At 66.9% G+C, this 13,742-nt stretch carries 16 protein-coding genes and 1 pseudogene; 8 read left to right on the forward strand and 9 right to left on the reverse strand.

Annotated elements, in window-relative coordinates:
* Positions 1–66: 66 nt before the first annotated feature.
* Positions 67–864 carry a L,D-transpeptidase gene (locus QOJ24_RS15660; RefSeq protein WP_526262736.1) on the forward strand — a complete coding sequence of 266 codons (798 nt, stop codon included), beginning with the start codon at positions 67–69 and terminating at the stop codon, positions 862–864.
* Between the two features lie 6 nt (positions 865–870).
* Here the strand turns inward: QOJ24_RS15660 and QOJ24_RS15665 are convergent, their stop codons facing one another.
* The 5 genes from QOJ24_RS15665 to QOJ24_RS15685 form a co-directional block, all read right to left on the reverse strand.
* Positions 871–1,668, reverse strand: a complete 798-nt coding sequence (locus tag QOJ24_RS15665) for a helix-turn-helix domain-containing protein (protein WP_526262738.1) — start codon at positions 1,666–1,668, stop codon at positions 871–873.
* Positions 1,669–1,727: 59 nt separating this feature from the next.
* On the reverse strand, positions 1,728–2,138 hold the full coding sequence (locus tag QOJ24_RS15670; protein ID WP_526262740.1) for an acyl-CoA thioesterase: 411 nt from the start codon (positions 2,136–2,138) through the stop codon (positions 1,728–1,730).
* A gap of 68 nt (positions 2,139–2,206) precedes the next feature.
* Positions 2,207–2,509 (reverse strand): hypothetical protein, encoded by a 303-nt coding sequence (locus QOJ24_RS15675; protein ID WP_526262742.1) that lies wholly within the window; start codon positions 2,507–2,509, stop codon positions 2,207–2,209.
* 262 nt (positions 2,510–2,771) lie between these two features.
* Positions 2,772–4,622 carry an Hsp70 family protein gene (locus QOJ24_RS15680; protein WP_526262744.1) on the reverse strand — a complete coding sequence of 617 codons (1,851 nt, stop codon included), beginning with the start codon at positions 4,620–4,622 and terminating at the stop codon, positions 2,772–2,774.
* 45 nt (positions 4,623–4,667) lie between these two features.
* Positions 4,668–5,075, reverse strand: a complete 408-nt coding sequence (locus QOJ24_RS15685) for a TIGR03668 family PPOX class F420-dependent oxidoreductase (protein ID WP_526262807.1) — start codon at positions 5,073–5,075, stop codon at positions 4,668–4,670.
* An 87-nt stretch (positions 5,076–5,162) separates the two neighbouring features.
* On the opposite strand from QOJ24_RS15685, the gene QOJ24_RS15690 reads away from it, so the two are divergent.
* On the forward strand, positions 5,163–5,774 hold the full coding sequence (locus tag QOJ24_RS15690; RefSeq protein WP_526262746.1) for a TetR/AcrR family transcriptional regulator: 612 nt from the start codon (positions 5,163–5,165) through the stop codon (positions 5,772–5,774).
* Positions 5,775–5,860: 86 nt separating this feature from the next.
* Positions 5,861–6,103, forward strand: a complete 243-nt coding sequence (locus QOJ24_RS15695) for a hypothetical protein (protein ID WP_526262748.1) — start codon at positions 5,861–5,863, stop codon at positions 6,101–6,103.
* Positions 6,104–6,114: 11 nt separating this feature from the next.
* Here the strand turns inward: QOJ24_RS15695 and QOJ24_RS15700 are convergent, their stop codons facing one another.
* Positions 6,115–6,705, reverse strand: coding sequence for a hypothetical protein (locus tag QOJ24_RS15700; protein WP_526262750.1), 591 nt, complete (start codon positions 6,703–6,705; stop codon positions 6,115–6,117).
* Between the two features lie 130 nt (positions 6,706–6,835).
* On the opposite strand from QOJ24_RS15700, the gene QOJ24_RS15705 reads away from it, so the two are divergent.
* From QOJ24_RS15705 to QOJ24_RS15720, 4 genes are all read left to right on the forward strand, one after another.
* Positions 6,836–7,963, forward strand: a complete 1,128-nt coding sequence (locus QOJ24_RS15705) for an ABC transporter substrate-binding protein (RefSeq protein WP_526262752.1) — start codon at positions 6,836–6,838, stop codon at positions 7,961–7,963.
* Between the two features lie 27 nt (positions 7,964–7,990).
* Entirely contained in the window at positions 7,991–8,836 is an 846-nt protein-coding gene (locus QOJ24_RS15710) for an ABC transporter permease (RefSeq protein WP_526262754.1), read from the forward strand.
* A gap of 83 nt (positions 8,837–8,919) precedes the next feature.
* On the forward strand, positions 8,920–9,669 hold the full coding sequence (locus QOJ24_RS15715) for an ABC transporter permease (RefSeq protein WP_526262809.1): 750 nt from the start codon (positions 8,920–8,922) through the stop codon (positions 9,667–9,669).
* Complete coding sequence (locus tag QOJ24_RS15720) at positions 9,666–10,712, forward strand: ABC transporter ATP-binding protein (protein WP_526262756.1); 1,047 nt, start codon at positions 9,666–9,668, stop codon at positions 10,710–10,712. The genes QOJ24_RS15715 and QOJ24_RS15720 overlap by 4 nt, the downstream gene beginning before the upstream one ends.
* A gap of 15 nt (positions 10,713–10,727) precedes the next feature.
* Here the strand turns inward: QOJ24_RS15720 and QOJ24_RS15725 are convergent, their stop codons facing one another.
* The gene (locus tag QOJ24_RS15725) at positions 10,728–11,297 is read right to left on the reverse strand and encodes an orotate phosphoribosyltransferase (RefSeq protein ID WP_526262758.1); all 570 of its coding nucleotides are present in this window, start codon (positions 11,295–11,297) and stop codon (positions 10,728–10,730) included.
* Positions 11,294–12,097, reverse strand: coding sequence for a HugZ family pyridoxamine 5'-phosphate oxidase (locus QOJ24_RS15730; protein WP_526262760.1), 804 nt, complete (start codon positions 12,095–12,097; stop codon positions 11,294–11,296). Before QOJ24_RS15730 ends, QOJ24_RS15725 begins: the two co-directional genes overlap by 4 nt.
* A gap of 147 nt (positions 12,098–12,244) precedes the next feature.
* On the opposite strand from QOJ24_RS15730, the gene QOJ24_RS15735 reads away from it, so the two are divergent.
* A complete protein-coding gene (locus QOJ24_RS15735; protein ID WP_526262762.1) occupies positions 12,245–13,390 on the forward strand; it encodes a hypothetical protein in 1,146 nt (381 codons plus the stop codon).
* Positions 13,391–13,397: 7 nt separating this feature from the next.
* Here the strand turns inward: QOJ24_RS15735 and QOJ24_RS15740 are convergent.
* Positions 13,398–13,722: pseudogene (locus QOJ24_RS15740) on the reverse strand (cyclic nucleotide-binding domain-containing protein); the annotation flags it as partial.
* Between the last annotated feature and the right edge of the window lie 20 nt (positions 13,723–13,742).

Raw genomic sequence — 13,742 nt, forward strand, 5'->3', positions numbered from 1 at the left:
GTGCAAGACCCGTCCCGACGTGGAGTAACGGCCTGTCGGCGACTTCCCACAGATTGAGTCACTAGAATGCACTTTGCTGGTCGGGAAGTCGGTGAAGGGATAGAAGCGTTGCGTAGAACTGTTCGGTACGTACTCGTCGTGGCTGGCGCTACGGCTGTCGCCATGGTGGGTTCGGCTCCCGCCGGCTTGGCCGCGGTGCCCGGCCCGGGGTCCAACCTCAGAGTCACCGCGATCTCGCCGGGAAATGGGGACGTCGTGGGTGTCGGCGCACCCATCGAGGTGACATTCGCCGAGCCGGTGATCAACGCGGCCCGCGCCGAAGAATCGATCGACATCGCCTCCAGTAAGACGCCGACGGGCAAGTTCACTTGGCTCAGTAACCAGATGGTGCAGTGGACCCCAGATCAGTTCTGGCCCGCCCACTCTCCGATATCGGTGACGGCAGACGGCTTTTCCACCAGCTTCGAAACCGGTTCCAAGGTGGTGGGCGTCGCTGACATCGACGCACACACCTTCACGGTCAGCATCGACGACCAGGTGGTCCGGCAGATGCCCGCTTCCATGGGTAAGCCCAAGCACCCCACACCAGTCGGCTCGTTCACCGCTTTGGCGAAGGAAAAAAGCGTGGTGATGGACTCGCGGACCATCGGTATCCCGCTGTCCGACCCCGAGGGTTACAAGCTCACTGTGGCTGACGCAGTGCGCATCACGTCGGGCGGCGTCTATGTGCACAGTGCGCCGTGGTCCGTGGGGTCACAGGGCAACTCGAATGTGAGTCACGGCTGCATCAACCTCAGCCCCGACAATGCCGCGTGGTATTTCGACACCGTCCGGGTCGGTGATCCGGTCACTGTTCAGGCTTAGCGAGCGCTAGCCCGAAAGTTCTTGCAGCCGTTGGCGCGTGGCGTCATCGGCTGGAAAGAACGATTCGACGGTCAGCTCGGAGAGAGTGACGTCGTGCGGGCTGCCGAAGCTGGTGAGGGTGCTGTGCAGTCGGAGATCGCCTGCGGAATGGGTCAGCTGCAAGGTCAGCAGCAGGTCCGATGTCGCCGGTTCACCGAAGCCGTCGAGTGCGTCGGCGACGCCGGGATACGTGCGGATCTCGGTGAGAAGCTCGGCAAGGCGTTGGTCGCCGGTGAGCCGTGCCAGCCGGGCCAGCCGGTGTCCGAGATGGGCTGTCCACTCGGCCCGGTTCTGGATCCGCGAGACCATTCCTTTCGGGTGCAGGCTGAGCCGGTAGCTGTTGATCGGGGCTGCCAGCAGTTCGGCGTCGACACCTTCCAGGAGCGGACCGGCGGCGCCGTTGGTCAGCACGACGTCGCCCCAGCGGTCGAGTACCACCGCCGGGTAGGGCTCGTGGCCCGCCAGTAGCCGCGCGAGCGCATCGCGGGCCTCACGGGTCTCTTCGCCGTTCAGATCGGACTCGGCGTAGGTCGGTGCATATCCCGCGGCGAGCATCAGCGTATTGCGTTCGCGCAGAGGCACATCGAGCTGCTCGGCGAGCGCGAGCAGCAGCCCGCGGCTTGGCCGGGCCCGTCCGGTTTCGACGAAGCTGAGGTGACGGGCGGAGATGCCTGCGTCCAGAGCGAGGTCCAACTGGCTGCGCCTGCGCCGCTGTCGCCATTGGCGTAGGAGTTCGCCACCGTGCTTGTTCTTGACGTCATGCACACGCCGACGTTAGACCGCCATGGTCGTCGCGACCATCACCTGGCGGGTAATCGAGACGCCTACGGCGACAGCACCGTGCGCAGTGCATCGGGTATCGGTCGCTTGGTCCAGTCCTCGGTGGACACCACGACGTAGACGTTGCGGCCGCGCACCGCCACCGACTCGTCGGACCCGGCGCGCGTGCGCAGGACGGAGAATCCGATCGTGAAGCTTGTTTCACCCACCCGCTCGCAGACAACGGCGACGCGCACGTTGTCACGCCAACGAACCGGTGCCGCGTAGTCGATCTCGGTGTGCACCACCTGCATGTCGAGGTCGGCGGACATCAGGTCCGGATAGCTCGCGCCGAGGTGGTCGAAGTATCCGGTCACCGCCTCGTCGAACCAGGTGAGGTAGTGGCCGTTGAACACCACGCCCTGCTGGTCTATCTCCGCATAGCGCGGCACGATCGGCAGCGAGTACTCCGTCACGCGCTACATGATGGCCCACGAACAAGGGGCACCCCGATGGGGTGCCCCTTGCATCGCTTGCGCGGTGACTACTTGACGTCGACGTACACCGTCTTGCTCGTGATCGTGGTGGCCAGGCTGTCGCCCGGATTTCCCGAGTCAGTCCGCGAATAGGTCTGACCGGGCCGTACGGCGACGACGGTCGCCTGCTCCAGCGGCGTTCCGCCGACACGGTTGACGATGACGTTGTAGCCATCGGCCTTGAGGTCGCTGATGGTCTCTTGTGCGTTGCCGGGGCCGGCCGGCGCGGCGACGGCGGGCGCGGCCAGTCCAAGGGCCGCCGCGGTCAATCCGCCTGCGACGACGATGTTAGCTAATCCGGTCTTCTTCATCTTCGGTGCCTTCTTCTCTTCTGTTGTATGCGGTTCAAGTCGTGGACTCGGCCGCGTTTGACGCCGAACTACGAAACTTCCGATCCGGCTGACCGAATAAACCGACAGGTCAGCGCTTTAATTCCGATGGCAGTAATTGAGTGCCGATTGGCAGGGTCGAAGTGGTTCGCACGTACCACAGCGATGAGAAGAGGTAACTCAAGCTCTCCGCGTGAACACCGAACAGCAAAGATCTATTTCCGGCGGGGTGACGCCGACCTCGTCATTTGGGTTGATCGGCCTGCTCGTCGGGCATGCCGTCCTGCGCCGGCGGTGTCGCCGGTTCCTTGCTTGGTGGTTCCGATGAGGGCGGACTACTCGGTGGGCTGCTCGGTGGTTGCGACGACGGAGGGCTACTCGGTGTGCTGCTCGGTGGTTGCGACGACGGAGGGCTACTCGGCGGGCTGCTCGGTGGTTGCGATGTCGGTGGGCTGGTCGGCGCGGGCGCGGTCGTCGGGGTGGTCGTGGGCGTGGCCGTCGGGGTCGATGGTGGCGGTGGGTTTGGCGGCGGTGGGACATCCGCCGGGGGCGGGACAACCGCGGGCGCAGGCGCCCGCATGACCACGGGCGGAAGGGTGGTCACCACCACGCGGGTCACCGGGTCCGGTGCCTGGATGTAGGACGGCGCATTCGGCGCCGCTTCGGGGGTGACCGCAAGCTCGGCCGGTGGAGCGGCTGCGGGTGCGGCCGGTCCGGGCGCGACGGTGGTCGTCGTGGTCGCCGTTCCGGTCATCGCGGAGGCATCGTTGCGGATCGCCATCACGGCGCCGGTGCCGACCAGCACCATGGCGGCGAATACCCCGACCGTCACGAGAATCGGCCGGTACCACGCCTCGGTCTTCGGCGTGCGGAGCTCTGAGGCGTCTTCGGGTACGAAGTCGACCGGCGGCCGGGCGGCGCTCAGGCCGGCGGGCGCCTCGGTTCCGGTTGCGACCGAGGCGATCTCAGGGACATCGTCGACCGCCGACCAGGCGAGCGCAGGGAATGTGGCCGATGGCACGGGTGACGCGACGGCGGTGAGGCTGTCATCCTCAGGCCTGCGGACGGCGTGCAGGGCCGCGCCGCCGGCGGCGGTGAGTTCGGGATGCGGGGTGCTGATCACCGGCACCCGAAGGTGATCGGACAGCGCCGTGGTGACGGAAGGGATACGGGCACCGCCACCGATGGAGGCGACGGCCGACAGGTCGGCGGGATGAATTCGGTTGCGGGCCAAGTGCTCTCGCAATACATCGATGAATGCCGAGAGCGGCGCGCGGATCTCGTCATCGAGCTCCGCGCGGGTCAAGCGGATCTCACCGCGGTACCCGGGCACGTCGGCGAACAGCGTCGTGACCGCGCCGCGGGACAGCCGCTCCTTCGCGGCGCGACACTGCGTCCGGATCTGTCGCAGCGATCCGATCGCGGCCGTCCCGGCCACATCGGCGGTACCCGTGATGGACAGGTCGGCGATCACGTGGGTGAGCAGCGCCCGGTCGATGAGCTCTCCGGAGAAGTCATGGTGGCGTACCGTCGCGCCGATCGGTCGGTAGCCGTTGGCGGCGTCGGCCAGCGTGATGCTGGTTCCGGTGCCACCGAAGTCGCACAGAGCGACCACGCCCCGAGTTGGCAGTCCTGGGTCGGCCTGCAATGCGCTGAGTGCAGCCGCGGCGTCCGGGATGAGGGTCAACCGCTCGGGGCTTGCCGACCATTCGGGCAACCGGAGAAGTTCGCGGCGCAGTGCCTCGACCGCCGCAGCGCGCCAATGGGCCGGAAACGCGACGCCGGGCGGGGAAACGGGTGAACGGCCGCCGGTGGCCGTATAGGTCAGTGCGCGCAGTGCATCGGCGATCAGCGTCTCGCCGCGATGAAAGGTGCCGTCGGCGGCCATGATGCCGATTGGATCGGCGGCCCGGTCCACGAAGTCGGTGAGGACGAGCCCGCGCTCGTCCAGTCTGGAGTTCTCCGCAGGGACCCCCACCTCGGGCGGGCGGTGCCGATACACGGTGAGGACGGACTGGCGCGTGACGGCCGCGCGGCCCGGTATGACGGCGGCGACCTTGGTGGCACCGACCGATAGCCCTATCCCTTGAGTCATGTCACGACGTTTATCGCCGCCGCGGCCTCAGGCATTACTGGCGGGTCAGGCCTGCCAGCCCGACCACCGTGCCACGGTGACGGCGATGACGGGCCCGTCCAGCGCGATGCGCTGGTATTGGCTGTACTTTCGTCGCAGTTCGAAATACCCGGTGGCCATTTCCTCACCGCTGTAATGGATTTGGGCAGTTCCGTCGGCACGGACCCACCACAGCTGCGACCAGTCCTCGTCGTAGTGGTCGACGATCAGGCTGACCGTGGGGTTGGCTTCGATGTTGGCCATCCTGCGCAGCCTGTGCGAAGACTTTCGTTTGGCGTCGACCGCGGTGTAGATGACGTCATGGCTGACCGCGAACACGACCGGGACAAGGTGCGGGACGCTGTCGGCACCCGCCGTCGCAAGCTGCGCGACGGGGGAAGAGGCGAACCTCTCTCTGGCCTCGAACTCCTCCATGTTGCCCTTCTCGAGTTGCGCTACCGCGGGAATAGTCAATAGTAAGGATTGTGAACGCCACGTTCATTATCAATGGGAGGCCGGTGAATGGCGGGTAGTCGCGTTGTCGAGACCCGGCCGCGCCCCCGGCCGGGCCGACCTCGCAGCGAGGAGTCCAGGACGGCGGTGTTGCGGGCCACCTCGGAGCTGCTGCACGAGGTCGGCCTGCGCGCGATGACCACCGAGGAGATCGCCAGTCGCAGCGGTGCGAGCAAGGCGACCATCTACAAATGGTGGCCGAACAAGTACGCGGTGGCGATCGACGCATTCCTGTCCGAGATGATGGCCGACTCGCGCGACCCCGATACCGGTTCAGCTCGCGACGATCTCACCGCGGTGATGCGCGGACTTCTGCACTTCTACACCGGCCCCAGCGGCCGCGTGTTCGCACAGCTCGTCGGCGAGGCCCAGGCCGACCCGTCGATCCAGCAGGAGCTCCGCACGAATCTGGTCGACTCACGCCGCCAACTGTTCCGGACCATCTGGGACCGCGGTGTGGAGCGGGGCGAGCTGCGGGCCGACCTGGACCCGGATGCGGCGCTCGACCTGGTGATCGGGCCCGCGCTGTATCGCCTGATGATCGGTCATGCGCCCATGGGAGCCGATGCGGCCGACCAGCTTGTGGACGCCGCCATCCGCGGCCTGTCCCCCAGTGACTGACGTCACCGTTGTGCGCGGTATCGACCCCTTATCGCCGGTGTTGAAACTAAACGTACAGTTTCGAAATACTACGATCGGGGTTCACCATGAAACTGCGTCACATCTCCGCACTGGTCGCCGCGGGCGCCGCATCAACCGCCATCGCGCTGGCACCCACGGCAGCTGCCGCACCTACCGGCCTTACCTGCACTAATGTTGGCGCGCAGACCACCCAGTGCCAGTCGCCGGGCAATGTCCAGATCAACAGCGATCAACAGGTCACCTACCCGTACCAGTTCCCGTACTACGGCAACGTCCTGCTGTTCCATCACGGCGGACACCACCGCTGAGCGAAAGTCGGCTACCTGGGTCCCCGCTGCTGCGGCGCAACGCTGATCGGCAACCGGGTCACCGGTGTGCGGGTCACGCCGATCTCCGGTTGCTTCGTGGGCCGCGGCCGCACCGTCGGCCTGATCACCGCGGGCGCCTCGTTCACTACTGAGGGCTCCGGGGGTGGTGGCGGCGGCGCCGGGGGCTCCGGCGGTGGCTGCTCAACCGTCGCCGTCGCCGTCGCCGTCGCCAGTGGCGTGGTGGGCGGCGGCGGGCTCTCGGTAGGCGCGGGCTCGTCTGCTGCGGGAGAGCCCCGGAACACCAGCAGAACCACCGAGACCACGATCGCCGACAGCGCGACCGCGCTGGCGATCATCAAGGTGCGCGCCTGCGAGGACCGGTGCCACGTTGTCACCGATACCGGGGTGAAGTCCTCGTCCCAGGTGTTCTCGTCGAATGCGTCGAACCCGTCGTGCGCCTTGTGCTCGTCCTCGGCCAACAGGTAATCGTGGTCCGGCTCGGACGTGTATGCATTTCCCTCGTCAACGACGTCGACCCCATCGCTCCCGTCGGTTTCTTCCCGCAGGTAGTCAAAGTCCCCCGAGGCCCCTCTCTCCGCCACATTCCGATGTTAGCCCCACTACCTGGGGAAATGCGCGGTCAACGCCGATAAACATCGACTCGCAGGAACCGCCTGTGTCCGATGCGCAGCCACGATAGGGTTCCATCGCCGCCCATCGGAAGGTTCGCCCATGAAGAGAACTCGCCTCCTCGGCTTCACTGCCGCCGCCGTCCTCGTCGCAGGAATCGCGGGCTGTGCCCCGCCCGAAAAGAAGAGCGAGGGCGGACAGACGGAGTCGGGTGGCAACGCGTCGGAGGCGACATCTGCCGAGGACTTCGGCGGCATGGACGGCCTCATCGAGGCGGCCAAGAAGGAAGGGCAGCTGAACGTCATCGCGCTGCCACCGGATTGGGCCAACTACGGCGCGATCATCAAGGCGTTCGGCGACAAGTACGGCATCAAGGTGAACTCCGCGCAGCCCGATGCGGCCAGCCAGGACGAGATCAACGCCGCGACCCAACAGAAGGGCAAGAGCACCGCGCCCGACGTCTTCGATCTCGGCCAGTCCGTCGCCCTGGCCAGCACGGCGATGTTCGCGCCCTACAAGGTCGCGAATTTCGACGACATCCCGCAGGCGTACAAGGACGCCGACGGAAAATGGGTCAACGACTACGGCGGCTACATGTCCATCGGTTTCGACTCCGCCAAGGTGCCGCCGGTGGCCGACGTCAACGATCTGCTCAAGCCCGAGTACAACGGCAAGGTGGCGCTCAACGGCGACCCGACCCAGGCCGGTGCGGCGTTCTCCGGCGTGCTGATGGTCGCGCTGTCCCAAGGCGGCTCGGTCGACGACATCGCGCCCGGGGTCGAGTTCTTCCGCAAGCTAAAGGCCGCGGGTAATTTCCTGCCCGTCGACCCGACGCCGGCGACCATCGAGTCCGGCCAGACGCCGGTCGTCATCGACTGGAACTATTTGAACGCGGCCGAGACCGCGAAGCTGCCGTCCTGGCGGGTCTTCGTGCCGTCGAACGCGGCCGTCGCCGGCTACTACTACCAGGCGATCAACTCCGGCGCGCCGCATCCCGCCGCCGCGCGGCTGTGGCAGGAGTTCCTGTACAGCGACGAGGGGCAGAACCTCTACGCCGCCGGTGGGGTACGCCCGGTGCGGGCCGATCAGATGATGCAGGCAGGCTCGATCGACAAGGGCGCGGTCGACAAGATCCCGGTCATCGACGGTCCCGTCACGGTGCCGACGCCCGATCAGACCAAGAAGGCGACGAAGTACCTCGCAGACAATTGGGCCAAGGCCATCGGCTGACCGCGGACGCGAGGGGCGAAAAAGGCTGTGAGCCGACGGATTCGGGAGTCGCTTCCGCTGCTGCCGTTCTTCGCGCTGGTCACGATCTTCCTGATCGTCCCGACCGCGACGGTGATCGTCAGCGCGTTCTTCGTCGACGGCGTCTTCTCTCTTGCCCGGATCGAGGCGTTGTTCGCCGACACCGCGCTGTCGGCGTTGTGGAAGAGCGTGCTGCTCTCGGCGAGCACGGCGGTCATCGGCGCGGTGCTCGGCGCGGTGCTGGCCTGGCTGATTGTGAGCAGCCACCCCACCTCGGTGCTCCGAAGGGCGGTGGTCTCGCTGTGCAGTGTGCTGGCCCAATTCGGCGGCGTTGCACTGGCTTTCGCGTTCCTCGCCACGATCGGGCTGAACGGTGTGCTGACGCTGTGGGTACAGGAGCACTTCGGTTGGAACCTCGCCGGGTCGGGATGGCTGTACAGCCTGACGGGGTTGATCCTGGTCTACACGTATTTCCAGATCCCGTTGATGGTGATCGTGTTCGTGCCCGCCCTGGAGGGACTTCGTGACCAGTGGCGGGAGGCGGCCGTCAGCCTCGGCGCGTCGACGTTCCAGTACTGGCGCCAGGTGGCGGTGCCACTTCTGACACCGGCGTTCCTCGGCTCGTTTCTTCTGTTGTTCGCCAACGCCTTTGCCGCTTACGCCACCGCCGCGGCGCTGGTCAGTCAGGGCAGCCCGATCCTGCCGCTGCTGATCCGCGCGGCATTGACCAGCGAGGTGGTGCTCGGCCAGTCCGGGTTCGCCTATGCGCTGGCGTTGGAGATGATCGTTATCGTGGCGGCCGTGATGATCGCGTACAACGCGCTCGTCCGACGTACCGCGAGGTGGCTGCAGTGAGGAGAACCACGCTGGGCGGCAAGGTCTTTCGTGGTGTTCTGCTCACCGCGTTTGGGTTGTTCTTCCTCTTCCCGCTGTATGCGATGGCCGACTTCTCCACCCGCAACCTGCTCGCCGGGGGTCGCACCATGGCGGCCTGGAAGAACTTAATAGCCGACGATGCGCTGTACCAGGCAATCGTGATCTCGCTGCTGCTCGCCGTTTTCACCGTCGTGCTGATGCTGCTGATTCTGGTGCCGACGATGATCTGGGTCCGGCTGCGGACGCCATGGGCCAAGGGCATCGTCGAATTCCTCTGCCTGCTACCGCTGACGATCCCGGCTCTCGTCATCGTGGTCGGGCTGCGCAACGTCTATCTGTGGGTCACCTACTTCCTCGGAGAGTCGGCACTGACGCTGACATTCGTCTATGTGGTCCTTGTGCTGCCGTTCGCGTATCGCGCGATCGATGCCGCCCTGTCGGCGATCGACCTGAAGACGCTTTCGGAGGCGGCGCGTTCACTTGGCGCGGGCTGGCTCACCACAATCGCCCGCGTCGTGGTGCCCAACATCTGGTCCGGCATCCTGTCGGCGGCGTTCATATCGATCGCGGTCGTGTTGGGCGAGTACACGATCGCATCGCTGTCCGGCTACGAGACGCTGCAGGTTCAGATCGTGCTGATCGGCAAGTCCGACGGCCCGACGTCCGTGGCGGCGTCGCTGGCGACGCTTGTGTTCGGCTTCGTGCTGCTCCTCATTCTCGCGCTGGTGACCCGCGGCAGACGCCGCACCACCGCGACGGACCCGGCCGTCGCCGCCCCTACGATCGCAACGCAACCTGGAGTTCCGACATGACGAATGGTGTTTCCGTCGAGCTCAACGACCTGACCCGGGTGTACGGGTCGGTCAAGGCACTCGACGGGCTGACCCTGCATATCGAGCCGGGTGAGCTGGTCGCGCTGCTCGGTCCGTCCGGTTGCGGCAAGACCACCGCGCTGCGCATCCTGGCCGGGCTGGACGAGGCGACGTCGGGCACGGTGTCGGTGGACGGCAAGAACCTCACCAGGGTGCCCGCGAACAAGCGCGACATGGGCATGGTCTTTCAGGCCTACAGTCTCTTCCCACATCTGACCGTGCTCGACAACGTCGCCTTCGGCCTGAAGATGCGTGGAAAAGACAAGGGGCAACGGTCATCTCGCGCCGAGGAGATGCTCGAGCTGGTCGGGCTGACCGCACATCGACACAAGTACGCCAGTGAGCTGTCCGGCGGCCAGCAGCAGCGGGTCGCGCTCGCACGGGCGCTGGCGATCCAGCCCAGAGTGCTACTGCTCGACGAACCGCTGTCGGCACTCGACGCGAAGGTGCGGGTAGCGCTGCGCGACGAGATCCGTCGGGTGCAGCTGGAGGTCGGGACGACGACGCTGTTCGTCACGCACGACCAGGAGGAGGCGCTCGCCGTCGCGGACCGGGTCGGGGTGATGAGCCAGGGCAAGCTCGAGCAGCTCGCCGCCCCGGCCGAGCTCTATGCCAACCCCGCGACGCCGTTCGTCGCGGAGTTCGTCGGGCTGAACAACAAAGTGCCCGCGGAGGTTTCGGCCGATCAGGCCCGGCTGCTCGGCACATCGGTACCCGCGCTGCCCGGCTCGATCGGCTCCGGCGGCGGGCTGGCGATGGTGCGGCCGGAGTCGGTCACGGTCACCGCGGACCCGGCGGGCACCGCGTCGGTGACGTCGGTGGCGTTCCTCGGTCCGATCTCCCGGGTGTTCTGCACGCTGGCCGACGGAACGGTCGTCAGCGCACAGATGACGAGCTCTGCGGCGCGGGCCTTCGGCCCGGGCGACCCGGTGACGGTCGGCGTCGAACCGACGGGCGTGCTGGTGGTCGCGGCTGCCGGCTGAGCCGACGTAACGGCACTAGACCGCTTTGATCGGCTCGATGCCGAGGTCTCGATACGTGACGAGGGCGACGAACGGCACGTTGCGATCGGCGAACAGCTGGGCGGCGACGTCGCCGCGGTCGACCATCGGAATGACGCCGGTGACGACGACGCCGAGCGGGGCGATCCGGTCGAGCGCCAGCGCCGTCGAGCCGCCGGTGCTGATGACGTCGTCCACCAGGAGAACTCGGGTGCCCTCCTGCAGTCGGGTGCCCTCGACCCATTGCTCGCGGCCGCGCTGCTTCTGTTCCTTGCGCACGGAGAACCACGCCTTGCCGGTGACCATCGCGACACCGTGCGACAGCGGGTCGGCGCCCATGGTGAGCCCGCCGACGGCGTCGAACTCGATGCCGTTGGCGGCCGCGAGCTCGGCTACCGCCCGGCTCACGACGGCCAACCGCTCGCCGGTGTCGACGGCGTACTTGCCGTCAATGTAATCATGGCTGAGCTGACCACTGACCAGTTTGAACGGCTCGTCGCGGCGTTCGTGGCCTCGGGTGCGGATCAGCTCAAAAGCGGCCTGCCACAGCTCGGAGCGTTCGGTCACCCGCTGATCCTAGCGCGTGCCGCCAATTCGACTGTGGCCGAGCGTAAATCGTCGTAGGAGTCGATCGGTGCGGCGTATCCGACTCGGGTGTATGCCACCCCGCGCGGCGTACTGACCTTGAGGTCAAGCCCGTAGCGGTCCGCGCCTGTGCATGTCGCGGCGGTGGTGTCGGGATAACCGCCCAAGTTTTTCGCCATCGCGCACAGCGCCTCGGTGTGGTCGTGGTTGAGATGGCTGATCGCGTCCGCCGCCAGAGGTTGGACGGGGTCAGGGCACGCGGCGGTGTACGCCTCGCCGGTCGCGGAGTCCATCCGGCCGTAGCCGCCGACCCAGCGCACCCGATGGACCCGAAGCACCCACAACGCGAAGTCGCTGTAGTCGACGTAGTACTTCGCCGCGGGAACCGCCGCCAGATGTGCGTGGCGCGCGGCTGCGAGTTCATCGCCGGACGGGCACTCGACAACGCCCGCGAGTGTGACCCGTCCGCTCGCCAACGGGTCGGGGTCGGTGGCGGGCGCCACGATCGCGATGCTGGCCCGCGGATCAACCGCCAGGTTGCGGCCGTGTTCGGCCATATTCGAGACGCACAGCACGGGTGCACCGTCGAGCAGGCCGTAGGTGACAAAGGACGCCCACGGATCCCCACTCGCGGTCAGTGTCGCCAACGTGCCGTTGTTGGTGCAGGCCGCAATGCTGCGCGCTTCCTCTGCGGCGGATGGTCGGACGGCGCTCGCGACGTCGCTCAACGGAGGCGGGACGGACGGGGCGTCACCAGGGTCGCCATGGTCTCGGGATGCCACGTCGGCACGATACGTCAACTCCGAGGACCGCGGTCTACAGCCGCTTCCCAGCAAGCAGAGAATCCACCGATCGATGGCAGAAGTGTGCGAGAATCCACCCCACGATAAACGCCTAATCAGCAACTTTTCATCAGAAATGAGGAGTCGATGGGGGTGTCGGTTTTGCGCGTCGCGGCGTGTGCCGGCCTGCTCGTTGGCGTCCTATTACTTAGCGATAGCGCCGCCGGGATCGCGGTGGCCGACCCGGGCGGCGCTGGCCACCGTCCCAGCGACGAACAATCTAGCAAAGCCGTCACTAACGAGCACCCGGCGCTGTCGCACATCATTCGTCGGATCTTCAGCGAACATCGGATGCGGGCGGGCAGTTCGGCGCGAAGCGCTCCACAGGCCACGATCGGTTCTGCAACTGACAGCAGTTCCATAGCCAGCGAATCAAACGGGGCGACCATATTCGCGGACGCCGATGACGCGACCGACCCCGAAGGAACACCGCCCGGCACCAACGGCACCGAGCCCGCGGGTGTCGACCTGGTCACCAACGTCGAAGCCGCCGGCGGGAGCGAACTCGCCGACAGTGTCGTGGTCACCGACAACGCCGCGGTTGCGGCGGCGCCCGAGCCCGCACCGGCCAGGCAGCAGGTCATCGAGTATCCGTTCCTCTACTACCTGCTCGAGGTGCGCCGCGGCGGTAGTGGCTGGTGGAATGCGACCATCATCATTTCCCGGCGCCAGCAGGTCGTCAGTCAGCCAACGCCGGAGCCCGAGCCCGAGGTCGTGCCCAGGCCTGCCTTCCGCGGCCCGGCGCCCGAGGCCCCCGCGCCGGAACCGGTTCTCGATGCGTCCGGCGGCGTCGCAGGCGGAAGCGACTATCAGGGCACCGGTTTCGTTGGAGCACCTGTGTTGTCGGCGCCCGTCGTCGCCGCGCCGGTGGTGCCCCCGGCCGCTGCGCGGTTCCCGTCGTTCCCGCCCGCGGGGACGTCTGCCTCGGGTGTCGGCACGGCCGCTGCCCGCGGCACCAAGGGCGTCGACGGGCCGACCGCCGGCGGCGTCCGGACGGCAGGCCCGCGCCAACAAGCCCCCGTCGGCACCGTCAAGGCGATGTCGGGTCAAGCGCCGCGACAGGGATACACCGACTACCTGCGCCGCCCCGCCCTTCCGCAGCTGGCCGGCGCGGCCCTGCCCGGCGTCGCAGGCATCCTGCTGATGACCCTCGGTGGTGGAGTCATCGGCTATCGCCAGGCCAGCGCGGGCAGGATGATCCGGGCCGGCGGCGCCGCGCGCTACCTGCCGTAGGCAGCCGTCAGTGCGCCCGGCGCGCCAGACGTTCGGAATCCGAGATCAGCACGCTCTTGCCGTCCACGCGCAGCCATCCCCTGTCGCGGAAGTCCGAAAGTGCCTTGTTCATCGCGCCGTTCTCCGGGATCCCGAATCGTTGCGCCAGCCCGAGAGTTCTTTGGCCAGCAGCCGCAGCAGCCGCTCGGCGATCACGGGATGTTCGTCGATCCACGCGAGCAACTGCGTTCGTTCCACGGCTGCGGGCCTGGATCGAGAACCGACAGCTCGCCGAACATGTCCGGCGGTGCCAGCACCATCAAAAGGTTCTCGCGGGGTCGTCCCTGGCGACGATGACGTCATGGCGCCTCGG

The sequence above is a fragment of the Mycobacterium sp. genome (assembly GCF_032159775.1).
Taxonomy (GTDB): Bacteria; Actinomycetota; Actinomycetes; order Mycobacteriales; family Mycobacteriaceae; genus Mycobacterium.